Origin of the sequence: Leucobacter iarius, from assembly GCF_039530105.1 — a bacterium.
In the GTDB taxonomy this organism is placed as follows: domain Bacteria; phylum Actinomycetota; class Actinomycetes; order Actinomycetales; family Microbacteriaceae; genus Leucobacter; species Leucobacter iarius.
This window is the reverse complement of the sequence record NZ_BAAAOB010000006.1, coordinates 84651-111632: the sequence shown is the minus strand read 5'-3', so window position 1 is coordinate 111632 and position 26982 is coordinate 84651. Positions and strand designations below refer to the sequence as shown.

Annotated in this window: 26 protein-coding genes; 5 read left to right on the top strand and 21 right to left on the bottom strand. The window is 70.4% G+C overall.

Annotated features, from left to right (window positions below):
• The 7 genes from pepN to ABD169_RS15935 form a co-directional block, all read right to left on the bottom strand.
• Positions 1-1291: aminopeptidase N (pepN, locus tag ABD169_RS15965; RefSeq protein ID WP_344033608.1), on the bottom strand; the 1291-nt coding region annotated here is incomplete at its 3' end.
• Positions 1292-1293: 2 nt separating this feature from the next.
• Complete coding sequence (locus ABD169_RS15960) at positions 1294-2838, bottom strand: serine hydrolase domain-containing protein (protein WP_344033607.1); 1545 nt, start codon at positions 2836-2838, stop codon at positions 1294-1296.
• A 157-nt stretch (positions 2839-2995) separates the two neighbouring features.
• Positions 2996-3808, bottom strand: coding sequence for an ABC transporter ATP-binding protein (locus ABD169_RS15955; RefSeq protein WP_344033606.1), 813 nt, complete (start codon positions 3806-3808; stop codon positions 2996-2998).
• Entirely contained in the window at positions 3805-4812 is a 1008-nt protein-coding gene (locus ABD169_RS15950) for an ABC transporter ATP-binding protein (RefSeq protein WP_344033605.1), read from the bottom strand. The genes ABD169_RS15955 and ABD169_RS15950 overlap by 4 nt, the downstream gene beginning before the upstream one ends.
• Positions 4809-5729, bottom strand: coding sequence for an ABC transporter permease (locus ABD169_RS15945; RefSeq protein ID WP_344033604.1), 921 nt, complete (start codon positions 5727-5729; stop codon positions 4809-4811). Before ABD169_RS15945 ends, ABD169_RS15950 begins: the two co-directional genes overlap by 4 nt.
• Positions 5726-6787, bottom strand: a complete 1062-nt coding sequence (locus tag ABD169_RS15940) for an ABC transporter permease (RefSeq protein ID WP_344033603.1) — start codon at positions 6785-6787, stop codon at positions 5726-5728. Before ABD169_RS15940 ends, ABD169_RS15945 begins: the two co-directional genes overlap by 4 nt.
• Positions 6784-8598: an ABC transporter substrate-binding protein gene (locus ABD169_RS15935; protein WP_344033602.1), complete on the bottom strand. Its 1815-nt coding sequence runs from the start codon at positions 8596-8598 to the stop codon at positions 6784-6786. The genes ABD169_RS15940 and ABD169_RS15935 overlap by 4 nt, the downstream gene beginning before the upstream one ends.
• 313 nt (positions 8599-8911) lie before the next feature.
• On the opposite strand from ABD169_RS15935, the gene ABD169_RS15930 reads away from it, so the two are divergent.
• Positions 8912-9523: a DJ-1/PfpI family protein gene (locus ABD169_RS15930; protein ID WP_344033601.1), complete on the top strand. Its 612-nt coding sequence runs from the start codon at positions 8912-8914 to the stop codon at positions 9521-9523.
• Between the two features lie 26 nt (positions 9524-9549).
• Entirely contained in the window at positions 9550-10056 is a 507-nt protein-coding gene (locus tag ABD169_RS15925) for a YbaK/EbsC family protein (RefSeq protein WP_344033600.1), read from the top strand.
• Between the two features lie 18 nt (positions 10057-10074).
• Here ABD169_RS15925 and ABD169_RS15920 read toward each other — a convergent pair whose 3' ends face one another.
• Positions 10075-10674, bottom strand: coding sequence for a TetR/AcrR family transcriptional regulator (locus ABD169_RS15920; protein WP_344033599.1), 600 nt, complete (start codon positions 10672-10674; stop codon positions 10075-10077).
• A gap of 172 nt (positions 10675-10846) precedes the next feature.
• On the opposite strand from ABD169_RS15920, the gene pdhA reads away from it, so the two are divergent.
• Genes pdhA through ABD169_RS15905 form a run of 3 tightly spaced genes read left to right on the top strand, consistent with a single transcriptional unit; the run spans position 10847 to position 14271 of the window.
• Positions 10847-11995, top strand: a complete 1149-nt coding sequence (gene pdhA / locus ABD169_RS15915) for a pyruvate dehydrogenase (acetyl-transferring) E1 component subunit alpha (RefSeq protein ID WP_344033598.1) — start codon at positions 10847-10849, stop codon at positions 11993-11995.
• Positions 11992-12984: an alpha-ketoacid dehydrogenase subunit beta gene (locus ABD169_RS15910; protein ID WP_344033597.1), complete on the top strand. Its 993-nt coding sequence runs from the start codon at positions 11992-11994 to the stop codon at positions 12982-12984. Before pdhA ends, ABD169_RS15910 begins: the two co-directional genes overlap by 4 nt.
• A 21-nt stretch (positions 12985-13005) precedes the next feature.
• Positions 13006-14271, top strand: coding sequence for a dihydrolipoamide acetyltransferase family protein (locus ABD169_RS15905; protein WP_344033596.1), 1266 nt, complete (start codon positions 13006-13008; stop codon positions 14269-14271).
• Positions 14272-14374: 103 nt separating this feature from the next.
• Here the strand turns inward: ABD169_RS15905 and ABD169_RS15900 are convergent, their stop codons facing one another.
• The 13 genes from ABD169_RS15900 to ABD169_RS15840 form a co-directional block, all read right to left on the bottom strand.
• Positions 14375-19870, bottom strand: coding sequence for a DUF7507 domain-containing protein (locus ABD169_RS15900; RefSeq protein ID WP_344033595.1), 5496 nt, complete (start codon positions 19868-19870; stop codon positions 14375-14377).
• Positions 19871-20101: 231 nt separating this feature from the next.
• The gene (locus ABD169_RS15895; protein WP_046454125.1) at positions 20102-20668 is read right to left on the bottom strand and encodes an NADPH-dependent FMN reductase; all 567 of its coding nucleotides are present in this window, start codon (positions 20666-20668) and stop codon (positions 20102-20104) included.
• Between the two features lie 82 nt (positions 20669-20750).
• Positions 20751-22346 carry an Ig-like domain-containing protein gene (locus ABD169_RS15890; protein WP_344033593.1) on the bottom strand — a complete coding sequence of 532 codons (1596 nt, stop codon included), beginning with the start codon at positions 22344-22346 and terminating at the stop codon, positions 20751-20753.
• Between the two features lie 99 nt (positions 22347-22445).
• A complete protein-coding gene (locus ABD169_RS15885; RefSeq protein WP_156174900.1) occupies positions 22446-22775 on the bottom strand; it encodes a hypothetical protein in 330 nt (109 codons plus the stop codon).
• Positions 22776-22777: 2 nt separating this feature from the next.
• Complete coding sequence (locus ABD169_RS15880; protein WP_046454131.1) at positions 22778-23401, bottom strand: Asp23/Gls24 family envelope stress response protein; 624 nt, start codon at positions 23399-23401, stop codon at positions 22778-22780.
• Positions 23398-23964 carry an RNA polymerase sigma factor gene (locus ABD169_RS15875; RefSeq protein WP_046454122.1) on the bottom strand — a complete coding sequence of 189 codons (567 nt, stop codon included), beginning with the start codon at positions 23962-23964 and terminating at the stop codon, positions 23398-23400. The genes ABD169_RS15880 and ABD169_RS15875 overlap by 4 nt, the downstream gene beginning before the upstream one ends.
• A gap of 103 nt (positions 23965-24067) precedes the next feature.
• Entirely contained in the window at positions 24068-24334 is a 267-nt protein-coding gene (locus ABD169_RS15870; protein ID WP_046454121.1) for a GlsB/YeaQ/YmgE family stress response membrane protein, read from the bottom strand.
• A gap of 119 nt (positions 24335-24453) precedes the next feature.
• On the bottom strand, positions 24454-24669 hold the full coding sequence (locus ABD169_RS15865; RefSeq protein WP_046454120.1) for a hypothetical protein: 216 nt from the start codon (positions 24667-24669) through the stop codon (positions 24454-24456).
• Positions 24670-24711: 42 nt separating this feature from the next.
• Positions 24712-25329 (bottom strand): hypothetical protein, encoded by a 618-nt coding sequence (locus tag ABD169_RS15860; protein WP_344033591.1) that lies wholly within the window; start codon positions 25327-25329, stop codon positions 24712-24714.
• Positions 25326-25889 carry a hypothetical protein gene (locus ABD169_RS15855; RefSeq protein WP_046454118.1) on the bottom strand — a complete coding sequence of 188 codons (564 nt, stop codon included), beginning with the start codon at positions 25887-25889 and terminating at the stop codon, positions 25326-25328. The genes ABD169_RS15860 and ABD169_RS15855 overlap by 4 nt, the downstream gene beginning before the upstream one ends.
• Positions 25886-26233, bottom strand: a complete 348-nt coding sequence (locus ABD169_RS15850) for a hypothetical protein (RefSeq protein WP_344033590.1) — start codon at positions 26231-26233, stop codon at positions 25886-25888. The genes ABD169_RS15855 and ABD169_RS15850 overlap by 4 nt, the downstream gene beginning before the upstream one ends.
• Complete coding sequence (locus tag ABD169_RS15845) at positions 26230-26421, bottom strand: DUF2273 domain-containing protein (RefSeq protein WP_046454116.1); 192 nt, start codon at positions 26419-26421, stop codon at positions 26230-26232. The genes ABD169_RS15850 and ABD169_RS15845 overlap by 4 nt, the downstream gene beginning before the upstream one ends.
• Positions 26418-26861, bottom strand: coding sequence for an Asp23/Gls24 family envelope stress response protein (locus ABD169_RS15840; RefSeq protein WP_344033589.1), 444 nt, complete (start codon positions 26859-26861; stop codon positions 26418-26420). The genes ABD169_RS15845 and ABD169_RS15840 overlap by 4 nt, the downstream gene beginning before the upstream one ends.
• Between the last annotated feature and the right edge of the window lie 121 nt (positions 26862-26982).

Sequence of the window (26982 nt, the reverse complement as noted above, 5' to 3'; positions counted from 1 at the left end):
GGTCGGGGAGCTCGGTGTTGCCGTGGTGGTGCTTCACGAAGTAGTCGTGCACGCCCTGCATGAAGGGTTCCCGGCCGACCCAGGCGACGAGCTGCTTGAGCACGGACGCGCCCTTGGCGTACGTGATCCCATCGAAATTGATCAGGGTGTCCTCGAGGTCGTGCACCTCCGCCGCGATCGGATGCGTGCTCGGCAGCTGATCCTGACGGACCGCCCAGGCCTTGCTCGACGCCGCGAAGGTCGCCCACGCCTCGCGCCACTCGGTGGCCTCGGCGGCGGCGAGGACCGAGACGTAGTCCGCGAAGGACTCGTTGAGCCAGAGGTCGTTCCACCAGCGCATGGTGACGAGGTTGCCGAACCACATGTGCGCGAGCTCGTGCAGCAGCGTGACCGTGCGATCCTCGCGCCGCGAATCCGGGACCGGGCCCTGGAACACGTAGTACTCGTCGAAGGTCACCGCCCCGATGTTCTCCATCGCACCCGCCGAGTGCTCGGGGACGAAGAGCTGATCGTACTTGTCGAACGGGTAGGCGACGTCGAACAGTTCCTCGAAGAAGGCGAAGCCGCTGCGGGTCTCCGCGAACAGCGTGTCCGCGTCGAGATGGGCGGCGAGCGAGGCTCGGCAGAAGAGCCCCAGCGGGATCGTGCGGCCGTCGCGGCTCGTGAGCTCGGAACGCACCTCGGCGTACGGCCCGGCGACTATGGCGGTGATGTAGCTCGACATGACCGGGGTCGGTTCGAACGCCCAGGTCGACAGCGCCTCCCCGTCGCGCGCACCGGCCGCCGCGGGCTCGGGCGTCGGCTGGTTGCCGACCATCTTCCAGCGCGCGGGAGCCGTGACCGTGAACCGGAACGCGGCCTTCAGGTCCGGCTGCTCGAACACCGCGAACATCTGACGCGAGTCGGGGATCTCGAACTGACTGAAGAGGTACACCTCGCCGTCGGCGGGATCCACGAAGCGGTGCAGGCCCTCACCCGTGTTCGTGTAGCGCTGGGTCGAGACGACGCGCACCGTGTTCGACGCCGCGAGCGGGGCCAGGTGCACGCGCGAGTCGGCGAACGCGGTCGACGGGTCGAGCGCTTCGCCGTTCAGCTCGATCCGCTGCACCGAGTCGGCGACGAGGTCGAGGAACGTCGCGGATCCGGGCTCTGCCGAGAAGCGGATCGTGGTGTCCGCGGCGAAGGTCTCGGGACCGGTCGCGAGGTCGAGCGCGATGTCGTAGCGATCGACGCGGTGCACGACGTCCGCGCGTTCCCGCGCCTCCTGCCGGGTCAGGTTCTCTCCGGGCATGCTCAGCCGTCCTTCCGGGTCAGTTCGGTCACGGTGGTGCCGGAGCCGATGCGCACCCGGCCGGCGGGTCGCCGCTCGATCAGCAGGTAGCCGCCGTCGAAGGCGCCGATCCACTCCGCGGTCCCGCTGCTGCCGCGCTCACCGTAGGGCGTCACGTTCTGCACGCCGTTCGACGGGTGCACGACCACGACGCCCGATTCGCGCTGCTCGATCCGATACGCCGCTCCCCCGTAGGGTTCGGTGAAATCTCCCGGGCCGTGCTCGGGCACCGGTCCCGGTACCGAGAGCCGCTGGAACCGCTGCTGCAGCCCGAACTCGGCCGCCACGAAGAGCTCGCCGTCGCGCAGTTCCACCAGGCCGAGGTCGTCATCCTGTGTCCAGCGACCCGCACCAGCCGCCACGAGTTCGGAGCGCTCCGTCCCGTCCGCGGCCGTGAGGCCGCCGTCGGCGCGGACCGCCAGCTCCAGCCCGAAGGCGAAGCGCTCCGAGAACCAGCGGCCGCCGATGCCGCCGGCACGGGCCGCGATGCGCAGGGCTCGCCACGCCAGCTCGGCGGGATCCAGGTCGTCGCGGTTGGCGAAGACCGCGACGCTCAGCCCCGAGTCCGGCTCGAGCAGCGAGTACGTGGAATAGCCCCACATCCCACCGCTGTGCGCGATCGCGGACAGCTCGCCGCGTCGCTCGTGCTCGATGCCGAGCCCGTAGCTCGACACCTGCCCGTCGGTCAGCACCGCCCGGGCGAGCAGCGCACGACGCACCTCGTCGCCCAGCACGCGACCGTCGCGCAGGAACCCGTGCCATTTGGCGAAGTCGACGAGCGTCGTCAGGATCTCGCCATCGCCGTTGACGCCCCGGACCTTCGGGAGTCGTCCGACCCCCATATCGGCGCGCGCGAGCCCGTCGTCGGTGCGCTCGAAGCTCATCGACATGTTCGGCACGGTGTCGGCGAGCAGTTCCATGACCAGGGTGTCGTCCATACCGAGCGGCCGGAACACGCGATCCGCGATGAGCTCGGGGAACGGCGTCCCCGTGGCTCGCTCGATCGCCAGCGCCGCCAGCACGTAGCCGGTGTTCGAGTAGGACGCCGCATCGCCCGGCGGGAAGTCGGGCACCCGGATCGTGGACACCCAGTCGGTGAACCAGTCGAGTCGGGCGACCTCCAGGATCTCGAGCCCCATCACCTCGCCGATGCCCATGTAGTCGGGCAGGCCGGCCGTGTGGTTCAGGCACCCGCGGAGCGTGATCCCGCGCAATCGGAGCTCCGGCACGTAGGCGCGGATGTCCGCGTCGAGGTCGACCCGGCCCTCGCGGGAGACGATCACCACGGCGGCCGCCGTCAGCTGCTTGCTGACCGACGCGATGTTCATCCGCGTGCGCTCGGTGAGCGCGGCCCCCGTCTCCGTATCGGCGACGCCGCGCGCCGTGTGGGCAATCAGTTCGCCGTCGCGGAAGACGGCGACGACCGCGCCGGGTTCCTCCGGCTCGATCCGCGAGGCGAGCAGCTCCCGATGGAGCGCGGCGGCGAGGGTCGGATCGATGGCGGGCACGGGTGCTCCTTCGCAGTTCTGGATGCGGGGACTCGGCCCCGCGTCCAGTCCATCGGACGGGTTCGGATTCGACATTGGCCCGGTCGACAATCTCGTTCTCGCGGCGTTGTGAGGGGACACAATCGGGCGCGTACCGGCTCGGCGCGAGCCGGTACCGTCACCGCACCCGATGCTGCTCGTTCGGCAGGGCCGCGAGCAGTTCCCGCGTGTACTCGTGCTGCGGGCGCAGCAGCACGTCCTCCGTGTCGCCGACCTCGACGAGCCGGCCGGCCTGCATGACCGCGACCCGGTCGGCGATGTTCCAGGCGAGCCCGAGGTCGTGGGTCACGATCATCAGGCTGAGCCCGAGCTCGTCCCGCAGTCGCAGGAACAGCGCGAGGATCTCGCCCCGGATGGAGGCGTCGAGGCTCGCGACCGGTTCGTCCGCGATGATGACCTCCGGTTCGACGGCGAGCGCTCCGGCGATCAGCACGCGCTGGCGCTGACCGCCCGACAGCTCGTGCGGGGAACTCAGGAAGAAGCGCTCGGGCGGCCGCAGTCCGGCGCTCGCGAGGGCGCCGGAGACCAGGTCGACCTCGGTGACGTCCTCGCCGCGCGCGTTGTGCTCGGCGACCAGGCGGTGCAGGCGGATCCCCTCGGCGACGGACTCGTAGACCGAGTGCCGGGGGTTCAACGCTCCCGCGGGATCCTGCATGACGAGCTGCGTGCGCCTGCGATACGCGCGCATCGCCCGGCCCCCGGTCGGCAGCGGTTCGCCGAGCGCGGTGACCGCGCCGCTCGTGGGCTGCTCGAGTCCGAGCAGGGTGCGGCTGAGCGTCGTCTTCCCCGAGCCGGATGCGCCGACGAGCGCGAGGATCTCTCTGGTGCGGAGGTCGAGGGTGACGCCGTCGACGGCGCGGACCTCTCCCCGCCCCTGCAGAGCGCGGAAGGTCACGTGCAGCTCGGTCGCGCTGAGGGCGTTCGCGGTCATATGGCGGTCTCCGTCTCGCTGTCGGCCGGGAGGATCCCGAGTTCCGTCGCCCGCAGGCAGTCGGGGGCGTCGCGCAGGGCGAATCGGGCGAACTCCGGTCGGTGCACGAGGCAGCCTCCGTCGTCGTGCGCGCACCGCGACAGGAACTCCCGGATCGCGGCCGGATCCTCGAACGATGCGGGGTCGTCGCCGACGCCCTGCGGCCGATACCGGGAGTCGGGGTCGCCGATCGTGGGGAACGCGCCCGCGAGCGCCCGGGTGTAGGGATGCTGCGCGTTCGCGAAGAGCTCCGCGCCCGGGCCCTGCTCGATCACGATCCCGCCGTGCATCACCACCACCTCGTCGCAGACGCTGGAGAGCACCGCGAGGTCGTGGCTGATGAGCAGGAGGCCGAGACCCAGCTCCTCGGCGAGGTTCTGCAGGACGCGCATGATCTGCGCCTGCACCTTGACGTCGAGCGCCGTCGTCGGTTCGTCCGCGACGAGCAGGCGCGGGTCGCAGGCGAGCGCCATCGCGATCATGACGCGCTGCTTCTGCCCGCCCGAGAGCATGTGCGGGTAGCTGTGCGCGTGCTCGGCGGCCAACCCGACCATCTCGAGCAGTTCGGCGACCCGGTGGGCGGCCGCGCCGCGGGTCGTCGTCGGCCGGTGCACGAGCACGGGCTCGGCCACCTGGTCGCCGATGGTCAGCACCGGGTTGAGGGAGTGCATCGCCCCCTGGAACACCATCGCGGCGTCGGACCAGCGCATGCGGCGCAGCGCGCCCCAGCTGAGCGCGTTGACGTCCTGCCCGCACACCTCCACGCGTCCTTCGATGCGCGCGCTGCGCGGGTGCAGGCGCAGCACCGCGCTCGCGATGGTCGACTTGCCCGATCCGGACTCGCCGGCGATGCCGAGCGTGCGCCCGGCGTCCAGCGCGAGCGAGACGCCGCGGACCGCGGGCACCTCCCCGCGCGAGGATCGGTAGGTGACCCGCAGGTCCTCGATGGTCAGCAGCCGGTTCATCGACCCTCCTTCAGACGCGGGTTCACGATGTCCTCGAGCGCCTGCCCCGCCTGGGTGAAGGCGAGCACGACGAGCACGACGCAGATGCCGGGCGGCAGCAGGAACCACCAGGCCCCCAGGGAGACGGCCCCGGTGCTGAACGCCGAGTTCAGCATGGTGCCCCAGGAGACCGCGGTCGGGTCGCCGAAGCCCAGGAACGACAGCGTGGTCTCGGCCAGCACCGACCCTGCGACGGTCAGCGTGGTGTTCGCGAAGACGAGCGGGAGCACGTTCGGGAAGACGTGCTTCGACATGAGGTGCCACCTCCCCGCCCCGAGGATCCGGGCCCGCTCCATGAACGGGCGCTCCCGGACCGAGAGCGTCTGCGCGCGGATGACGAGCGCGGTCGACGGCCAGCCGGTGACCCCGATCACGACGATGATCGAGAACAGGGAGCCCCCGAGCAGCGTCGCGAGCACCAGGGCGAGCGGCAGGAACGGGATCACGATGAACCACTCGGTGACGCGGAAGAGGATCGCGCCGAACCAGCCGTCGGAGATGCCCGCCGCGATCCCCACGACGGTGCCGATCACCATCGAGATGATGGTCGCGGTGAGCCCGACCAGCAGCGGGGTCCGGGATCCGAAGATCAGCAGGGTCAGCACCGACCGGCCGTTGTCGTCCGTGCCGAGCGGGTACTCGGGGCTCGGCGGCGCGAGCAGCGGGCCCGTCGCGTTGCTCGCGCGCAGTTCTTCGGCGTTCGCGAGCCACGGGGCGAGGATCGCGATGAGCGCGAAGACCGCGAGCACGATGAGGCCCACCATGCCGGCCCGGTTCGAGCGGAACTGCCGCCAGGTCCGACCCCAGGATTCGCGGCGGAGCCGCCATCGGAGGGAGCTGGCGCTCGGCTTCCGGAGGGCTTCGGAGACTGCGGTCATGATTTCACCCTCGGATCCTGGAGCGCGTAGAGGAAGTTCGCGATCATGTTCGCGAGCACCACAGCGGCGGAGAAGACCAGGAAGGATCCCTGCAGCAGCGGCAGATCGGGGATCCGGAGCGCTTCGGTCGTGAGCAGTCCGAGTCCGGGGATCGAGAACACCGTCTCGATGGTGATCGCGCCGCCGACCGCGAAGGCCAGGTCGAGCGCGATGAGCGTGGTCATCGGCAGCCGGGCGTTCGGCATGGCGTGCCGATGCAGCACCTGCTGGTCGGTGAGCCCCTTGGCCCGCCCCGTCGTCAGGTAGTCCTGGCCCATCACGTCGAGCATCGACGAGCGCATGATGATGGAGTACTCCGCGATGTAGGCGATCGTGAGCGTCACGGTCGGCAGCACGAGGTGCCAGATGGTGTCGGCGACCCCGTCGATCGTCCACGGGTCCAGCCCGGGCGAATGCAGGCCGCCGATCGGGAAGATCCCGAGCACGGGATTCGCCGCGAACACCATGAACAGCAGCAGGCCGAGCCACCACTCGGGCATCGAGTAGACGATGATCGCGAAGATCGAGGTCGATCGGTCGAAGCGCCGACCGTGCTTCCACGCCTGCCGGCTGCCCAGCCAGATGCCGAGCCAGATCGACAGCACCGTGGCCGGCAGGACGAGCAGCAGGGTCGGCCCCATGCGTTCCCCGATGAGGTCGATCACGGGTCTCGAGTACTGGAAGGAGACCCCCAGGTCGCCGGTGAACACCTGCTGCAGGTACTTCACGAACTGGGTCCACAGCGGCTCGTCGAGTCCCAGGCTGTGCCGGATCGCTTCGAGCTGCTCGGCGGTGCGGGCCTTGCCTCGGCCGAGCGTGCGCTCGGGGTGCGGATTGATCACGCGGAACAGGAAGAAGTTCACGACGATCACGAAGAACAGCGTCAGCACGGTCCCGGTGACCTGCCGGACGACGAATCGCGGGGTGAACCGTCCGCTGAAGCGCGAAGGACGGCGCGGCAGGTCGGCGCCGATCGCGGCGTTCAGCCGGGTCGCCGTGGGCATGGGCTTCGAGGTCATTCTCTCTCCTCAGCGGTCGCGCGGCGACGCCGCACCACGATGAATCGCGCGAGCGCCCCGACCACGAGCAGGCCGCCGATGCTCCCGTACACGAGGGCGCTGGTCTGCGCCGGACCGCCGGTGCCGCTGCTGCTGCCCGGCACACCGCCCGGCCGCAGTGAGAACAACGAGACGACATCGGCCATGACGTCGCCGGCCCGCTGCAGCGCGGGGGTCCACCCGTGCCAGCGGTCGACCCGGTAGGCCTGACGAGCGGTGAGGTTGCCGAGAACGATGTAGGGGGCGTCGCGGTAGAGCAGCTCCTGCATTCTCCGGATCGTCTCGATGCGCCGCGCCGGATCCAGCTCACGCTTCTGACTCGCGTACAGCGCGTCGAACTCCTTCGAGCAGTACCAGGAGTCGCTCATCAGCCCGCGCTGGGCGCAGGTGAAGTACATCAGGATCGAGTCGGGATCGTCGTCGATGCCCCACATCTGCTCGAACATGTCGAAGTCGCCGCTCAGCACCACGTCGTTGAGCTTCTCCATGCGCATCGCCGTGACCTTCACGTCGAAGCCGAGGTTCTGCAGCCACTCGCGCACGAGCTGCACGGTCTGCAGCGCCGACGGATTCCCGGAGTCGCCCAGAAGCCGGAGCTGGCCGACGGGCTTGCCGTTCGGCAGCGTGCGCTTGCCGTCGGCCCCCAGCCGGTACCCCGCCGCGTCGAGCCGCTCGGCGGCGAGCTCCGGGTCGTAGTCGCTCGGGTCGCTCGGAGGGACCTCCCACCGGAACCGGTCGAAGCCCGCGCCGACCACCGTCTTGAGCGGCGTCATCCCGCCTTTGTAGGCCTTGTGCGCGACGGCCTCCCGGTCGAACGCGGTCGAGAGCGCGTGGCGGAACTTCGGGTCGAGCACCGCGGGGTTCGGATCCCCCATGGGCTTGCCCGTCTCGGTGTCGATCGAGCCCGTGTTGAAGCCGATCTCGCGGAAGGTGCCGATCTGAGGGAACTGGTTCGCCCGGATATTCGGCTGGGTCTCCAGCACGCGGAGCTGCAGCGCGTTGACGCTCGAGGTGTAGTCGATCTCGCCCTTCATGATCGCCTGCATGACCGTGTCCTCCGCCTTGAAGAATCGCCAGTTGACGTGCTTCACCGGGCTCTCCCCCCTCCAGTACCCGGGGTTCGCCTCGAAGCGGAGCACCGAGCTGCCCGGCCCGCCCTCGATCAAGCGGTACGCGCCGGAGGTCACGAGGTGCGCGGGGTCGATCGGATACTTCGACAGCTCGGTGTCGGGATACTTCTCGAGAACATGCTTCGGCAGGATCGGGATCGGCATCCTCGGCATCATGCTGTTCGGCACCGACAGGTGCAGCTGCACCGTGCGATCGTCGGGCGCCGAGACCGAGGTGACCGAGTCGAGGAAGTTGCCCCACATGCCCTGCCCCGGCCCGCCCGCGGCGATCCGGCTCAACATGTACTGCGGATCCGCGGAGGTGAGCGGCTTCCCGTCGCTCCATTTCAGGCCCGGACGCAGACGGTAGGTCACGGTCAGCCCGTCCGGCGACACGTCCCAGGACTCCGCGAGCCCGGGGGCCGCTTCGCCGACCTCGGTGCGTGAGGACGCCGTGAGCGGGTCCCAGAGATACTCCTGCTGAGTCGACGACATGTATCCGAGCATCGGATTGATCGTGTCGATCTCGTCGGTCGTCCCGATGGTCAGCGTGTCCGCTCCGTTCCCCGGCACCGAGCCGCCGTCGACGGCGCTCGCCGTCGACGGGACGGCGAGTACGCAGGCGACGAGGATCGCGACCGCCGCGAGCGCACTGCGGCCCACGGTTCCGCTCCTCCGGCGGTACCCGGAGGAGCCTCCGGAGTCCGTTGGGGGTCTCCACGGCATGCTGAGCCTCCTCGCTCCGACCGCGCGGCGGCCGACGTCGTCGACGCTGCGCACGGCCAAGGTGGTATCCCGGAAGACAGCCGCGCGCAGCGTCTCGACCCAGTACAGCGGTGGCCGCCCCGCGAGGAGTTGTCGCGGAACACCGTCTTCGCGCAGCGCCGTTGTGAGCCCGGACAAGCGCGGCGCGAACCCGCGGATCCGCGAGGCGCCCGGCTCGTTCGGCCCGAGTCGGGCTGAGTACGCTGTCCTCATGCCTGCACGTCCCGCTCCGCGCCGCGTCGACATCGTCCTGTTCCCCGGCTTCGAGCTGCTCGACGTGTTCGGTCCCGTCGAGGCGCTCAGCATGGCGGAGGAGCGGGTCGGGATCCGGCTGCTCGGTCCGGTCGCAGGCACCGTCGCCAGCAGCCAGGGCACCGAGGTCGTCGCCGCCGCGGCCTGGGCCGACGCCGAGACCCCTGACATCGTCCTGGTGCCAGGCGGTGCGGGAACCCGGGATCTGGTGCACGACGGAGCGTTCCTCACCTGGCTGCGCGGCTGGGCGGACGAAGCCGCGATCGTCGCATCGGTGTGCACGGGGTCCGCCGTCCTCGCGGCGGCCGGGCTCCTCGACGGCTACCGCGCGACCTCGAACAAGCTCGCCTACGCCTGGGCGACCGGGTTCGGAACGGAGGTCGACTGGCAGCGTCGGGCCCGCTGGGTCGTCGATCGGAATCGCTGGACGTCATCGGGCGTCTCCGCGGGAACCGACATGGCCCTCGCGCTCCTCGATTCGATCGTCGAGCCGGGCGCGGGTGACCGCGCGGCACGACTGATCGAGCACGAGCGCAACAGCGACCCCGACCGCGACCCGTTCGCGGCCTGACTCGACTCGAATCGCAGAGGATCAGCATGGACACCGCACGCGTGCGCGCGCACCTGGACGCCCGAGGGTTCGCCGGTGAGATCGTCGAGACCTCCGGATCGAGTGCGACGGTCGAGCTGGCGGCCGAGCAGCTCGGCACCGAACCCGCGCGCATCGCGAAGACGCTGGGGTTCAGCGATCCGAGCGACCCGAGCCGGGCCGTGCTCGTCGTCGCCGCGGGCGACGCGAAGGTCAACGGAGGCCGGTTCAAGCGCCGCTTCGGCGGCAAGGCCCGCATGCTGCGCGGCGACGAGGTGCCCGAACTGACCGGGCACCCGATCGGCGGTGTCTGCCCGTTCGCGGCGAACGATCGCGCGCGGATCTTCCTCGACGCGTCGCTGCGCCGGTTCGACCGGGTCTACCCGGCCGCGGGCACGCCGAGCTCGATGGTCGAGATCCCGATCGACGAGCTGCAGCGGCTGAGCGGCGCGGAGGACTGGGTGGACATCACAACCGGGTGGCAGGACGCCGACGGCACCGGTTTCCCTGGCTGAGGCGGGATCGGGACGCGGCTACCGCAGCCCGAGCGCCGCGATCGCAGCGAGTGCCTGCGACTCCGCTTCGGCACGCGTCGGCGCCGAGGTGAGCCCGAGCAGCCGCTTGCGGTGGGGTTCACCCAGCAGCAGCGCGAACAGCGCCTCCGCCCGGTCGACGGAGCGATCGGGCATCCGTTGCCGGAGCGCCGCGATGTAGGCGGCCGGTCCGTCCGCATAGAAGCGTTCCGCGAGCCCGGGGAAGGTGCGCGCCTCGGCGATCACGAGCCGATGCAATCCGATCGCCTCGTCCGAGTGCAGGGCGAACACGATCGTCGCCGCGGCCTCCGGGAGTCCGTGGTGTTCGGCGGGGGCCGCCAGTGCGCGGTCCCGCAACCGCTCGACCGCTGCGAGGAACACCTCGGACCGATCGGCGAAGTCGGCATAGATGGTGCGCTTCGTCACTCGCGCCTCCTCGCGGAGGTCATCGAAGGTGACCCGCGCGAAACCCCGTTCGACGAACAGCCGGACCGCCGCGTCGATGATGTCGTCGCGCCGCTGCGCACGCTCGGCCCCGGTCGGGCGCCCCCGCTTGCGCGGAGTCGGTTCGGAGCCGGGGCTCCCCTGCTCGCTCGCCACGCGTCTCCCTCGTTTCGACAACTTCTCCCGCTCGATTCTATAATGAAACGTGTTTCGTATCATTAATGATCATGAGACCCGGAGCATCCTCCGGACCGGACAGCAGATCCGTGCCCCACCCGAGCCACCCGCCGGGTCCGGCGCGATTCTCGGGCGAGAATGGAGACCCCGCATGCCCCAGACCCAGAAGCCGCGCAGTGCGCCGGCACGCGCAGCACGCGCGACCCGCGGAACGTCGACGAAGCGCACGCGCACGACCGCGGAGTCCGAGTCGCCGCCCGACGAACAGCTGCTCGACTTCTACCGCCGCATGGTCCTGATCCGGCGGTTCGAGGAGCGCGCGGCGCGCGCCTACACGGAGGCCAAGGTCGGCGGGTACTGCCACCTGAACCTCGGCGAGGAGGCGACCGTGGTCGGGCTCATGTCGGCCTCCGCTCCCGGCGACTACGTCTACACGAACTATCGGGAGCACGGCTACGCGCTCGCCCGGGGTATCGCGCCCGAGCGGATCATGGCCGAACTCTACGGGCGCACGGACGGGGTCTCCCGAGGTTGGGGCGGCTCCATGCACATGTTCGATTACGCTTCGCGGTTCATGGGCGGCTACGGGATCGTCGGCGGCCAGATCCCGCTCGCCACCGGCGCCGCCCTGGCGATCGACTACCGCGGCGAGAACGACGCCGTCATCTGTCTCATGGGCGACGGCACCACCAACATCGGCGCGTTCCACGAGTCGCTCAATCTCGCGGCGATCTGGCACCTGCCGATCGTCTACGTCGTCGTCAACAACGGCCTGGGAATGGGAACCACGGTCGAGCAGGCCTCGGCCGAGCCAGAGCTCCACAAGCGCGCCGCCGCCTACCGCATGGACGCCGCACGGGTGGACGGCACGGATCCCGTCGCGGTGCACACCGCGGCGCAGCGCGCGCTCGCGAGCGCACGGGCCGGTCGCCCGTTCCTGCTCGAGACCGTGTCCGAGCGCCTCAAAGGGCACTCCGTCGTGGATCCGGCGCGGTACCGGACCAGGGAGGAAGCCGAGGCCCTGCGCGCGGCGGACCCGGTCGCGGCCTTCGCCGCGCGCCTCCTCACCGAGGGGGTCCTCGGTGAGGAGCTCGTCGCCGAGATCGACGCGGAAGCCGTGGCCCGTGTCGCCGAGGCTGCCGCATTCGCCGACGCGAGTCCGCACCCGGAGGCCTCGACGCTCTTCGACTACACCTATGCGACCCCCGTGCCGAACGACTCGCGCCGGCTGCCGGGCGAAGCGCTGTTCCCTGCGCCGCCGAGACCCGGAACCCCCGACCGGACGGAGGTGCTCGCGTGAGCCGCATGAGCTATCGCCAGGCGCTCCACGAGGCGCTGCGGGAGGAGATGCTGCGCGATGAGAGCGTGTTCCTGATCGGTGAGGAGATCGGCCGGTTCGAAGGCTCGTACAAGATCACGGCCGGAATGCTGGACGAGTTCGGCCCGAAGCGGGTCCGCGACACTCCGATCGCCGAGGAAGGGTTCACGGGCGCCGCGGTCGGGGCCGCGATGCTCGGGCTCCGGCCGGTCGTCGAGATCATGACGATCAACTTCTCGCTGCTGGCGCTCGACCAGATCGTGAACCACGCGGCGAAGATCTACGGCATGTTCGGCGGCCAGGCCCGGGTTCCGATGGTGATCCGGACCCCGGGCGGCGGCGGGCAGCAGCTGGGCGCGACGCACTCGCAGAACATCGAGCTGTACTACGCGTTCGTGCCGGGCATGAAGGTCGTCGCCCCAGCGACCCCCGCCGATGCCAAAGCCCTCATGCGGGCGGCGATCCGGGACGACGACCCGGTGCTCGTGCTCGAGAACCTCGCGCTCTACAACACCACCGGCGAGGTGCCCGACGATCTGGAACCCGTCGAGATCGGCCGCGCGAAGGTGGTGCGTCCCGGTTCCGACATCACGGTCATCTCCTACTCGCGCATGGCGACGGTGGCCGTGCAGGCGGCCGAACGACTCGCAGCGGAAGGGATCGACGTCGAAGTCGTCGATCTGCGCAGCCTCCGCCCGCTCGACCGCTCGACCATCGTCGACTCGGTGCGCAGGACCAACTGCTGCGTCGTTCTCGAGGACGACTGGCTCACCTACGGCATCGGGGCGGAGGTCGCGGCGACCGTGTCGGACGGGGCCTTCGACTGGCTCGACGCACCCGTACGGCGAGTCGCCATGGCGGAGGTTCCGATGCCCTACGCCAAGTCGCTGGAGACCGCCGCACTGCCCTCGCTCGACGATGCGATCGCCGCGATCCGAGAGACCCTCGACGCCGTCGCCCGACGGCACTGAACCGACCCCGAAGGAGACGTCATGATCGACATCCTCATGCCCCGGCTCTCGGACACGATGACCGAGGGCGCGATCGCCGCCTGGCACAAGCAGCCGGGCGACCCCGTGCACGCCGGCGACCTGCTCGTCGAGATCGAGACCGACAAGGCGCTCATGGAGCAGGAGGCCTACGACGACGGGATCCTGTCCGAGATCCTGGTCGCCGCGGGCGAGAACGTGCCCATCGGTACGCCGATCGCCCGGCTCGACGACGGTTCGGGGGCGGCCGCGCCGGGTTCGGGGGCCGCCCCCGCGCAGGCCGGGGCCGCTCCTGCGAGCCCCGCTCCTGCCAGCCCCGTTCCCCCGAGCACCGGTTCCGCGACGCCGGTCCCCGTCGAGCACCGGGCGGCGACCCCGCTGGTCCGCAGGCTCGCGCGCGAGCGCGGGATCGACCTCGCCGAGGTCGCGGGCACCGGGCCCGGGGGTCGAGTCGTCCGCGCCGACCTCGAAGCCGCGATCGGACGACGGACCGCCGACACCCCCGCGGAGCCCATCGTCCCGGCCGAAACACCCATCGCAGTCGAGACGCACGTCCCGCCCTCCGACGCACGGGCCTCCCGCGCGGTACCGTTCGACGCGATCCGCCAGCAGATCGCTTCACGGCTCAGCACGAGCGCTTCCGAGATCCCGTCGTTCACGGCGACCGCGTCCGCTTCGGTCGACGAACTGCTCGCGCTGCGCGCGCGGATCAACGAGCAGCGCCCCGGAGACGCGGGACGCATCAGTGTGAACGATCTGCTCGTCCGGGCCGTCGCGGTCGCGCTCCGGCGGCACCCCGGCGTCAATGCCTCCTACGCGCCGGGCGGGCGGGGAGCGACGCTGCTGCACGACCGGGTGCACATCGGGATCGCGGTCGCGTCACCGGCGGGCCTCGTCGTACCGGTGCTGCGGGACGCCGATCGACTCGCGGTATCCGACATCTCGACGAGGACGAGGGGCCTGGTGGATCGCGCCTCCGAGCGCACGCTCGGCACGGTCGACATGAGCGACGGCACGTTCACGATCAGCAACCTCGGCATGTTCGGCGTAGATCATTTCACCGCGATCATCAATCCGCCGCAGGGGGCGATCCTCGCGGTCGGAGCGATCCGCGATGAGGTCGCGCTCGTCGACGGTGAAGCCCGACCGAGCAAACGGTTGAGCATCACGCTCACCGCGGATCACCGGATCATCGACGGCGCGCTCGCGGCGCGGTTCCTCGCCTCGCTCACCGAGCTGCTGGAACAGCCGCTCGCCGTCCTGGTCTAGACGGAGCCGGCCTGACCGTCGCCGGTGGAGCGGCGCGCTCCGAGACGCGACGCCGCCCCGCCGACCCGTCTGATCGGGTCGGCGGGGCCGCGTCGTTTGGACGCTACTCCGTTCCGTCGAGCGCGACCGCGGGCTTCCGCCGCTGACGCACGAAGAGCAGCAGCACACCGGCCGCGACCGCGAGCAGGGCGACGATCCAGCCGGCCCAGAGCAGGGGGCCGCCGGTGGTGGCGAGCCCCGCCAGCTCGACCGTCGCGGTGGCCGCGGCGGTGACCGTGGCGGTGCCGGCGGTACCGCTCGCCGTCGCGACGTTCACGACCTTGCCCGCCGCGACGTCCGCGACCGTCAGGCGGTAGGCGATGGGACCGCACTCCGCCGTCGCGCCGGGGGCGAGCTCGCCCAGACCGCAGTCGAGCGTGCCGCCGAGCTTGGGGTCGGTGATCGCGACCTTCGTCAGCGTCGTGGCACCCGTGTTCGTCACGGTGAAGCGGAACTGCACCGTGTCCCCGGCGTCGACCTTGGCGTTGCCGTTGGTGTCGGCGTAGTCGCCGCCCCGCTTCGTGAGCGCGATCGCCGGCTGCGCGCCGAGCGGCGTCACCACGGTGTCGGTCGCGGTCGGAGGATCCGTGCGGCTCCCGTTGCCGGTGACCGTCGCCGTGTTCCGGATCTTGCCCGCGTCGATCTCGGCCTGGGTGATCACGGCAGGGGGTCCGTCGCAGACCATGGCCTCGCCGGGGGCGAGCGTGGTCGTCGGGCAGTCGACCGGACCGCTGAGACGCGGATCCTTCACGATGACGCCCTTCAGCGTGGTCGTGCCGGTATTGGTCACGGTGAAGGTGTAGGCGATGGTGTCGCCGGCGTCGGTGCGCCCGTTCCGGTTCGCGTCGACCGTCTTCGCGGCCGACTTCAGCAGCGAGATCCCGTCGACGCCCTGGAGCTTCACCGTCGCCTCGGCCGAGGCGTCCGCCCGGGCCCTGCGGGATTCGCCCGTCACCGTCGCCGTGTTATGCACCGAGCCGGAATCGACATCGGCCTGGGTCAGCCGGTAGTCCACCGGACCGCACACCGCTTCCTCCTGCGGCGCCAGTTCGAGCCCGTCGAGCGCGTCGCACACGACGGTCCCGCCGAGCTTCGGGTCGTCGAGCACGATGTCGCGCAGGATCGTGGTCCCGGTGTTCCGGATCGTGAAGGTGTAGCCGACCGTGTCGCCGGCGCCCACGCGATCGTCCGCGCCGCGGTCGACCGGGCCCGGCGTCTTCGTGAGCGCGATCGACGTGACGCTCTCGAATCGGACCTCGGCGGAGGCGGAGTCCCCGACCTGGCCGATCGGGCTCGTGCCGGTCGCCGTCGCGGTGTTCGGACGGCGCTCGTTCTCGAGGTCCTGCTGGGTGAGCGTGTAGGCGAACGGCCCGCAGTTCGCGCTCGCGCCGGCGGGCAGCTCCGCGAAGGTGCAGATCGCCGCCTCGCCGAGCAGCGGATCGGCGATCTTGACGTTCTGCAGGGTCGTGTTGCCGATGTTGTCGACGCGGAACGAGTAGTCGACCGTGTCCCCCGCGCTCACGCGGCCGTCCGCGTTGGTGTCCCGGATCAGCCCGACCTGCTTGTGCAGGTCGATGCCGGCCGTCCGTTCGATGTCGGCCGAGGCCGCGGCGGTGTCGTCGACGGTGCCCGTCGGGGACTTCGCGACGACCTCCGCCGTGTTCTTCACCACGCCGCCGTCGATGTCCTGCTGCGTCAGCGTGTAGGCCACCGGCGCGCAGGCGACGGACTGGCCGGGTGCGAGTTCGACCCCGTCCAGCGCGGGGCAGGCGACCGCACCGCCCAGCATCGGATCCGTGATCTTCGCCTGCTTCAGCGTCGTCGTGCCGGTGTTCGTGACCGTGAAGACGTAGGAGATCCGGTCCCCGGCATCGACATGGCCGCTGCCGTTCGTGTCGGTGACCTTGCCGGCGGCCTTCCGCAGGGAGATGGCGTCGACGGCGGGGATCGTGACGTTCGCCTCGGCGTCGTCATCGGCCGTGCCGCGCGCCGACTGCGCCACCACCGACGCCTCGTTGTGGACGGTGCCGCGGTCGAGGTCCTGCTGGGTCAGCGTGTAGGTGACGGGTGCGCAGGCGACCTCGCCGCCCGGCGCGAGCGAGGCGGGGAACTGCGGGCAGGCGACCGTGCCGCCCAGCATCGGATCGGTGATCGCGGCACCCGTCAGCGAGACGTCCCCGGTATTGCGGATCGTGAACGTGTAGGCGACCGTGTCGCCCGCATCGATGCGCCCGCTGCCGTTCGCGTCTCGCGGAGCCGCCGCCGTCTTCACCAGCTCGACGCGCGGCGCCCCTGCGACGGGGACCGCGATCGTCGAGCGGTTGTTGGACTCCACCGGATCCGGCGTGGTCGAGGAGACCGTGGCCGTGTTCGAGAGCCGGGAGTCCTTGGTCGCCGGATCGACGGTGCCGGTCACCGTGACGGTGAGGGTGGCACCGACCGCGAGGGCCCCCGCGGCGCAGTCGAGGGTCGAACCGGTGATGGTGCAGCCGGGGGTGCTCGTCCGCGGGCTCAGCAGCGCCGCGGGCAGCGGATCCGAGACCCGCACGTCCGCCGCCGCGCTCGGCCCGGCGTTCTTCACGACGATCGTGTAGGTCATCTGGCCGTTGAGCGGCGCGGGGTCGTGCGAGACCGTCTTCACGATCGACAGGTCGGCCGAAGGCGTCACGGTCACCGTCGCGCTGTCCATATTGTTCGTCGGGTCGGGATCCGGGGTCTGCGAGGTCGCGACGGCCGTGTTCGTCGCTTCGCCTTCCATGGCGGTGCGCGCGGTCACCTGCAACGTTGCGGACTTGCCCGGGAGCAGGGTGCCGACCGTCCAGCGGGCATCGGCATCGGACCAGCTGCCGGTCGAGGGCGTCGCCTTCGTGATCACGAGCCCCGCGGGGATCGCGTCGTCGACCACCACGGCCTGAGCCGCCGAGGGTCCGCGGTTGGCGACGGTGATCGTGAACTCGACCGTGCCGCCGAGCGGCGCCTGCGCGTCCGAGACCGTCTTGGTGACGGCGACGTCCGCGCTCGGACGCAGATCGACGTCCGCGGTCGAGGTGTTGTTGTCCGCATTCGGGTCGGGCGTCGCCGAGGTGGTCTCGGCGGTGTTGCGCACGGTTCCCGTCGCGGTCGTGCTCCAGGTCCCGGTCACGTGCACCGTGACCGAGGCTCCGGGGGCGAGGTCGCCGAGCGCGCAGCTCAGGGTGCCGGCCGCGATACCGCATCCGGCGAGGTCCGTACGGGGCGATCCGAAGTCCGCTGGCAGCGTGTCGGAGACGGTGGCTCCGCGGGCGACGGACGGACCGTGGTTCTGCACCGTCAGCGTGTAGGTGAACTCCGAGCCGGGCACGCCGGTGGACGGCGCGGTCTTGGTCACTCCGAGGTCGGCGCTCTGCACGATCTCGACGTCGGCGGAGTCCGAGTTGTTCGCGGGATTCGCGTCCTTCGCGGGAGACACGATCGAGGCGGTGTTGGTGACCGTCCCGGCCGGCGCGTCGGCAGCCACCGCGGTGTGCACGACGATGTTCGCGGTACCGCCCGCGACGAAGGTTCCCCAGGTGCAGGTGACCGTGGTCGGGGTGAAACCGCAGTTCGCCCCGCCCGAGGGATCGACCCCGATGACGGTGAACCCGGCGGGCACCGTGTCGCTGAGCACCGCGTTCACCGCGTCGGAGGTTCCGAGATTCTCAGCGGCCAGGGTGAAGTCGACCGTGCCGCCGGCGGCGACCTGCGCGGTGGATGCCGTCTTGGTGAGTGCCAGGTCGGCGATCACGTCGGGCTGGAAGCTCGTCGAGTCGGCGTTGTTGCTCGGATCAGGGTCGCTCGTGCTGCTGGTCACGCTGACCGAGTTCTGCACGACCGCGGTCGCGCCCGCCGCGATCCGCACGGTGACCGTGGTGACGACGGTCTCGCCGACGGCGAGCGTGCCCATGCGGCAGGTGAGCAGGGTCCCCGACGGGTTCTCACAGGTCCCCTTCCCCGGAGCCGATCCGACGAAGACGGTCTGGGGATCGAGCGGATCCGTGAGCACGACGTCGCGCGCCTCGGACGGTCCCGCGTTGTGCGTCGTGAGCGTGTAGGTCACGTTCTGGCCGGCCACCGGATCGGCGGGAGCAAAGGTCTTCTGCACCGAGACATCCGCCTCGGTCGCCAGCGTGCGCGAGGCGCTGGCGGTGTTGTTCCCGAGGTCGGGATCCGTGCGCGAGCCCGAGATCGTCGCGGTGTTCGACAGCGCGGCTCCGGGGTCGCGCGACGGCGCGACCGTCCCGGTGACCCGGATCGTCTCGGTCTGCCCGACGGCGAGGTCGGGCAGCGAGCAGGTGATGACGCCCGCGGCGATGGCGCAGGATCCGGCGCTCGTCGTCGCGGAGGCGTTCGTCAGGCCGTCGGGAACGGGATCGGTGACCTTCACCCCGGTCGCCGTCTGCGGACCGTTGTTCTTCGCCGTGATGGTGAAGGAGGCGGTCCGCCCGGAGACGAGCGTGCCCGCATCGAGCACCTTGGTGATGGCGAGATCAGCCGCAGGATTCACCGGGGTCACGGTCTGCTGGCTCGTGGAGGTCCGGTCCTGGTTCACGACGGCGTCGCGGAACGCCACGTTCGCCTCGTTCGTGACGTTCCCGCCCACTGCAGAGACCTTCACTTTTGCGTCGAAGGTGTAGCTCGTGCTCGAGCCGACGCCGATGGATCCGCCCGCGGAGGCGTTCCCGCCGTCGCCGAGGCGCACCTTGACCGTGCGATCGCCCGACCCGTACTCGCCGCGGTCGTCGCCCGCGGCGTCGGTGAGCGAGCCGGCGCCGGGACCGCTGGCGATCTTGATCGACCCGGGAACGAAGTCCAGCCCCGCGTCGAGGCGGTCGCTCGAGACCGACTGCAGCGCCGGGTTGCCGCCGTCGTTGCGGGTGGTGACGGTGTAGCGCAGCACGTCGCCGACCTCGGCGGTGGTGCCGCCGCGGCTCAGGTTGGTCACCGACTTGGTCGTGATCAGGCACGGGCCGGTGCCGAAGGTGATGTCGTCGAGGAAGTTGCCGACCGAGGCGTTCCCGCCGGCCGAGCTGACGGCCTCGAAACCGAAGCGCGTCGTGGTCTGGCCGGCCGGCACGGTGTAGGTGCCGGTGTGGCTGCCCCACGCGGAGGTCCCGTCCGAGAGGTTCGGCCCGTTCTGCACGAGCGTGCCGTTGGGCGCGCCGATCACGACGCGCATGACGTCGGTGCCGCTGCGTCCACGGTGCTTGAGGGACCAGGCCAGCGTCTGGCCCGGGGTCGTGGCCACGTCCTGGAAGAGCATGCTGGCGCTGTTGGCGTTCAGCTCGGCGAACTGCCGACCCGCCCCGGCGGGCACGCCCTGGAAGCCGCTGCTCCAGATCTCGATCTGCTTCTGGCTGTCGTTGGTACCCCAGCCGGGAACCGCGCTCTCGGCGAGCATCCGGTACGTCGCGTTCGGGATCGCCGGCGACTCGAAGCCGCCGTTCGTGAGCGCGACGGCGCCCTGGCAGCTCGTCGGGTCCTGGGCGGCCGACGCGGGTGGCGGCGCGACCGCTTCCGTGGCGACCGTGAGCCCCGTCGCCACCAGCAAGGTGGAGACGAAACCGGCAACGGCTCTGGTGACGGCACGACGTCGTTCTGAACGCAAGAGAGTCCCCCCGGATCTCACCGGTCCCTCCCCCGAGGCCCGGATGGTGATTCAGAGGAAGAATAACCGGTCTGGGAGAATTCTGCTCGCCCACCCGGTTTCCAGGTACGGTTCAGGAAACGACCGAGGGGCCGGCATCCGCGGATGCCGACCCCTCGCGTCCTCCGATCAGACGACCGGGCTGAGCGTCTTCGCGGTGTGCGTGTGCAGCGCCTTGAGCCACGAGAGCAGGAACTCGGCGGTCGACTCGTTGGTCACCTCGCCGTCCTCGGTGATCAGCCCCTCGGTCATGTGCAGGTACGCCTCGGGCTGAGCGAGCTCGGGCGAGGCGAGGAACGACAGGATCGAGCGCAGGTGCTGCTGGGCGACCGCGGTGCCGATCGCGCCGATCGACGTGCCGATGACCGCGGACGGCTTGCCCGCGAAGCTGTTCTGGCCCCAGGGACGGCTCGCCGTGTCGAGCGCGTTCTTCAGCACACCGGGCACCGAGCGGTTGTACTCGGGGGTGATCACGATGATCGCGTCGGACGCCTCGATCTGGCGCTTGAAGTCCGCGGCCTCGGCCGGGATCGCGGCGTCGTGGTCGGCCGAGTAGAACGGCAGCCCGGCGATCGGGATCTCCGTGAGATTCAGATCGGCCTGCGGCGCGAGCTTCACGAGCGCCTTCGAGAGGCGACGGTTGATCGAGGTCGAGGAGATGCTGCCGACGAGGAATCCGACGTTGTACGTGGTCATAGGATGACGATCCTTCCGAGATTTCTATCCAGATGCATACATGGCAACGGGGTCCCCCGCGGCGGCATTCCCGATCCGCGGACTATTTTTCGGAGTTCGTCCGTCGGCGCAGCGCGATCCCGGTCGCGCCGAGGCCGAGCACGATCGCCGCCGCGCCCGCGATCCAGAACGGGATCAGCGCGTCACCGCCCGTGGTCGCGAGCTTCGGCGTCGCGGGCGGAGTCGTCGCGGTCGGCGGCACCGTCGTAGGTGGCACGGTCGGGACCGGAGGCGTGGGCGTGGGCGGCACGACCGGGTTCGCGAGGTTCGTCAGCACGAGTTCGACTCCCGCGGTCGTCCCCGGAGTCACCTCGTAGGCGCCGCCGCCGACCGGCCGCACCCCGGTTCCCGTGAGCACGGGAGTCCCCCAGGCGACGCCGTCGATCTTCGGCAGATCGACCTCCTCGATCACGAAGGTCGATCCGAGGGGCGCACGGTCGCTCTTCACCGGCTGACCGGGTCGAAGCGTCATGGTCTTCGGCGCGTCGTTCGTGCCTTTGACCGAGTACTTCACGCTGAAGCTCTGGTTCTGCGCGGCAGCGGCCTGCGCACCGTCGAGCTGCTTGACGATGGTGAAGCGGGTGAACTGCTTGCCGCTCGCGGTGCCGCCGCCCTCGTTCTTGACGGTGAATGCCGACGAAGTGGTCGTGTCCTGCACCGTCGCGGTGTTGCCGAAGACGTCGCCCTCGAGCACCTGCCCGTCGGCCTGGGTGAAGTAGTTGAGGCGGTAGCTGAAGCCGTCCGCGGGTAGTCCCTGCGCCGAGAACTCGAACGACTTGTTGTCGGGCGCGAACTTCACCGAGTAACGGGCGGGATCCACCGGCGTCCACTCGCCCACGAACTGACCGTTCTGCACGGGACGCTGGTTGAGCTGCACCTCACCCGTGTAGCTGTGGTTCTCCTGCTTCGGGTCGAGGGCGTCCTTCACCGTGAACGCCCCCGCGGCGACCGAGCTGCGCGGGATCCCGATGACCCACTCGATGCGCCCCTCCTTCGCGGTGGCACCGCCGAACTTGTAGGGCTGATCGGGCTCGGTGAGATCCTCGGGCGTGATCCCGCCCCCGCCGGGCAGGTCGACGATCTCGACCTTCCCGCCGACCTCGAACTCGACCGTCTCGCTGGTGGTCGACTGCGTCGCGACCCCCTGCATCCAGAAGTCGCCGCCGACGCTCTCCAGGCCGTTCACCGCCGAGGTCAGCGTGCACACGACCTGCGGGCCGGAGCCGTCGCTCGCCTGGCAGGTCGCCATCACGACGCCGGTCGACGGATCCGCGAGCTCGAAGGAGCCCGATCCGTAGCGGCTGAACTCCTGCGGCAGCGCCATGCCGAAGGTCTCGCCGGCCTTCGCGCCGTTCGGCACGGCCCAGTCGGCCGAGATCCGCACCTGCTCCCACTGGCTCAGCGAGCCCGAGCCGCCGCTGTCCTTCGCGATCGAGATGTTCGAGATCGCGTCCGGGTAGGTCACGGTCGGTGCGGCCGCTGCGACCGGCGCCGCGATGGCCGGCGCCGACACCCCCAGAAGCCCTGCGGCGAGCGCGAGCGCCCCCGCGAGGCCGCTCAGTCGGCGGAATCCGCCGGCTCCGCTTCGCTTCGTCCTCCGCGCACCGTCGGCGCTTCCCTGCCATTGCGTGTTCTGCATCGTTCCCCCTGGTGAATCCTGTTCAGGCATACGGAGGTAACACGGGAATCGAACCGGATCGTGACGCGATCCCTCGCGGCTCCCAGAGAACTGCCAGGCTCAGTCGACGCGGTCCGCGATGTGCACGACGGTGAGGCGGAGCGCGATCCCCCGCTCCGCGGTGACCCCGCGGAGCGCCTCGTGCACGTGCTCGAGCGTCTGCGGAACCCCGGCACCCGCGCGCACGCCGATCGCGATCTCCACGTACCGCTCACCGTCCCGCTCCGAAAGCTCGGCCAGCGGGGCCGCCCCATCGCGGACCCCGATCGCCTCGGCCCCGAGCTGGAGCGCATTCGTCAGCACCGAACCGGAGCGGTACAGATCCTCGACCTCGGGCACCGCCCGGACGATGGCCTCGATCTGCGTCAGCAGTTCCGCTTGCCGTTCCACGTTCACCGCTCCCCCTCGTTTCGAACCGCCGACGGCCTGACGTCGGACACCACTACGTCGATCCCGGTCACTCGCAATCGGGTGTGCGTGCGCAGCCGGACCGAGATCTCGCTCCTCAGCCGGTCCACGAGCCGGGGAATCGGTTCGCCGTAGGGAACGCTGATCTCCACGCCGACCGTGACGGGTTCGCCCGGCACGGTCACGTCGCCGAGGAGTCGGCACCGCCCGATCACGGCTCCGGGAACGGCGCGCTCGGCTCCCCGCACCAGGCCGCGCACCGCTCCCTCGGTGATGCCCAGGTCGACGCCCGGCTCGGGTGCGGGCAGCGGGATCCGTCGCCCGGCTCGAGCGTCGAAGGCGATGCTCGAGAGGATCCGCTGCGTCCACCCGGCATCGGGCTCGGGCTCTTCGCCGGCATCGGCCTCGAGCATCTCGTCGGAGAGCAGCCGGAGGCGCTCGAGCGCGTCGAGCGCGAGCCGGCAGCCTGCGGATTCCTCGATCGACGGATCCAGCGGCAGCCGGCCGGCGTCGAGATACTCGGAGAGCTCCTCGATCGTGTGGCCGTCGAGGTCGTCCGGTCCGCGCCCGAGGTCGCTGAATCCCGGGATACGTGCGTCGTCGTTCATCGCCATTGCTCCATCCGCACGATGATGTGCTTGCGCGCTCGGGCGAGCAGCCCGCGCACCGTCGAGACCGATAGCTCGAGATCGGTCGCGATCTCCTCGTAGCTCGACCCGCCGAGTTCGCGGAGCACCCAGCACTGACGCTGCGCCTCCGGGAGCTCGGCGAGCGCGTCCCTGAGCGCGCGCATGCCGGCCCGCGCCTCGGCCCTCCGCGGAGGGGCCGCGTGGTCGGGGGCGGCCTGCTCGATCTGATCGAGGTCGATCTGCTTCCGCGTCGCGCGGATGTGATCGATCGCGGTCCGGCTGGTGATCCGCATCAGCCAGCTCTTCACTTTGCTGAGGTCCTCCAGCTCGGGGATCCGGTGCCAGGCCGTGATGAAGGTCTCCTGGACCACGTCGTCGACCTCGGCGCTCCCCGAAAGGATGCGTCGCGCATACGCGCGCATCAGCGGCGCGAATCGCCGCACCAGCACCGCGAACGCCGCGGGATCCCCGTCGGCGGCGCGACCCGCCACGATCCGGTCGTCAGCCGCTTCGAGCGCGGCGGCGGCCTGTTCCATACTCATGCTGCTCCTTCGGACGAGCCCCCGGAGATGAGGTTCGGCACGCGGGCCGATCTCCTCATCCTCTCGAGGGCCCGCCCTCGCGGACAATGATTGTGCTCGGTCGCTAGTCGCGTGCCCGACGGCTGGTGAGCATTCCGTAGATCAGCAACACGATGATCGATCCGCCGATCGCGAGCAGCCAGGTCGAGAGCGAGAAGAAGGATTGCAGATCGGTGTTGAAGATCAGCCCGCCCAACCATCCGCCGAGCATCGCCCCGACCACGCCGAGCAGCAGCGTGGCGAACCAGCCGCCCGCCTGCTTGCCGGGGAGGATGAGTTTCGCGATCGCTCCCGCGATGAGACCGAGGAGCAGAAAACTGAAGAATCCCATGATGGGCTCCTTTCCAAGTGGGTCGCGCGGAGCTTCTCCTCCGCGCGATTCGTACGGTTTCGTGGGTTGTCCGGTGGTACCGGCCGAGTGCGCCCGGGTCGCTCCGTCGCACGGCCGCGCTAGTTTCCGAGCAGGCTCTTCCGCGTCCGCTCGAGCGATTTGCCGAGGTTCTTCGCCGCGCGTCGGCGGGATTTCCTCGCCGCGGGATCGTTCCACAGCCGCTCCACCTGGTGGCGCAGGTCCTCGTAGTTCTTCCCGCGGGACTTCGCGGATTCCACGCCGACCAGGTAGCCGGCACCCGCGACGATCGCCAGGATCAGGATGTTCTTTCGCATGTCTGTTCTCCGTTCCGTGTTTCGTGCCCCGCTCAGGGCGGGCTATCGCACCCGGGTTCTCGCCTGCAGCCGGTCCAGCCAGCCGAGGTCGGCGAGGTGCAGCACCACCGGTATCTCCGGGGTTCCGGCCATCCGGTCCCACTCCGCGGTCGCTCGATCGGCCGCGCGCAGCACCTCGGACAGGTCGGCACCGCGGCGCACTTTGATGGTGAGCTTCATCGCGGGGGCACGCCTCACGCGGGCCGCCTCGCAGTCGGCAGAGATCACCTCGGCCCGTCCGCGCAGCGGCCCGGCGAGCATCGCGTCCGCGACGCTGAGATCCACCGAGGTCTCGCCGGCCGGACCCTCCTCGCGGAGGACCGTGCGAATGCGTCCGCCTCCGCGGGTGCCGATGAACAGCACCGCGCAGATCGCGATGACGACCGCGATCAGGCAGGCGAGCACCAGTGCGCCGGGCACTCGGCCGGTGCCGGGGAGCGCGATCGCCCAACCGTTGACTCCGCTCGCGACCGCTCCGAGCCCGTCGTCCAGAGCACGGAGCGGACGCTCGGCCCATCCGGGCCGGAGGACGGTGAGCAGCAGCCAAGCCCCGGTTCCGCACAGCGCGGCTCCGGCCAGGAGCAGCACGAGGCGGTTCAGCACCCGATTGGTGGCGTTCACGACACCGCTCCTCGTTCGGCGACGGTCACCCGGATCTCGGATCGGAACCCGACGCCCCGCAGCACCGCATCGGCGGCGTCGCGGGCGGCGGCCTCGTCGACGGGCACACCGCTCGTCGGGACGACCCCGACTCGCATCGTGCGCCGCCCCGCGGTGACGGACACCCGGGTCGGGTCGACGCCGATGCGGCGCGCGACGCGTTCGGATACCGCGTCGGCCAGCACCCCGTCATCGACCAGCAGCGCATGTCGATCACCGATGCGGGCTCGCCGGTTGCGGTGCCCGGGCAGGATCGCTGCGGCCCACAGCAGCACCGCGAGCACGAGGAGCACCGCTGCCGAGGCGGCAACGGCGGCCGCTGCGGGCGATCCCGCCTGCGGCACCTCGACCGTTCGAAGCCCCGCACGCAGACCGGGATCGAACAGCGCCCACACCGAGAGCACCGGGACCGCGAGGGCGATGATCAGCAGCAGCGCCACCACGAGGACCGCGGGACCCGTCCGTGCCGGATGCAGCTCCCGGCGGATCACTCGTCGGGCGGCACGCGCGTCGGTCGTCATGTCACACGTCCTTTCCGAGCATCGCGCACTCCCGCGAAGCGGACGTCGACCGAGGCCACGTCCCGCTCCGCGAGCGCGCGCATCCCTTCCGTGAGCGCGGTGCGCAGCGCGCTACCGCGCTCGATCAGCGTGTCCGGCATGCCGGCCTCCATCGCGACCGGCACGACCACCGAGGCCGCCAGGCGTCCCGCACGATCCGACAGCGACACCGACACCGACACCGACGGTACGCGCGCGTTCTCGCGAACGAGTGCGACGGCCAGCCGGTGCAATGCGCGACCGGTCAGCACCGTGCGGCCGGGTATCGAGGCCGTCTCGGAGACGACGCGATCCTCGCCGTTCACGATGAGGATCGCCTGCCTCGGAACGCGGCTGCGACGGCCCGGAGGTCGAGGCGCCCGTCGATCACCCGACCGACGGCCGCGCCGATCAGCATCGCGACGGCGACCAGCACGAAGGCCCAGAAGCCGAGCACGATCCAGGTCAGTGCCAGCACGGCCCCGGCCGAGGCTCCGAGCACGGTGGCGTTCACCGGACTCGCGCCTCCTGCTGCTCGTCGTCCTCGTCGTCCGACGGAATGTGCACGTCGTTGACGGTGACGTTGACCTCGGCGACCTCCATGCCGACGAGCTCCCGCATGGCTCGGGTGATCGCGGCCCGCACCTCGTCGGCGACCCGCTGCAGCGAGGTCGGGTACTCGGCGACGATCGTGACGTCGACGGCGACCTGCTTCTCGCCCACCTCGACGGTGATGCCCTGCGAGAGATCGGCGGTGCTCAGCGCTTCGCGGATCGCGCCCACCATGCGGGCGGCACCGCCGCCGAGCGCGTGCACTCCGGCGACTTCGCGCGCGGCGATCCCCGCGATCTTCGCGACGACACCGTCCTCGATAGTGGTCTTCCCGGGGAGATCCGCGGTTCCGGGATCCGCCGACTGGACCTTGGGCTGAGTCGCGCCTGAAACATTCGCCATGATGCACTCCTTCATCTCGTACTCGCACCGTTCAGGCGGGTTGCCCGAACCGGCGACACTCATAGGACGCGTCCCGAGGGGCGGATGTCACAAACTTCTTCGCAGCGTTCAGTCACGATGT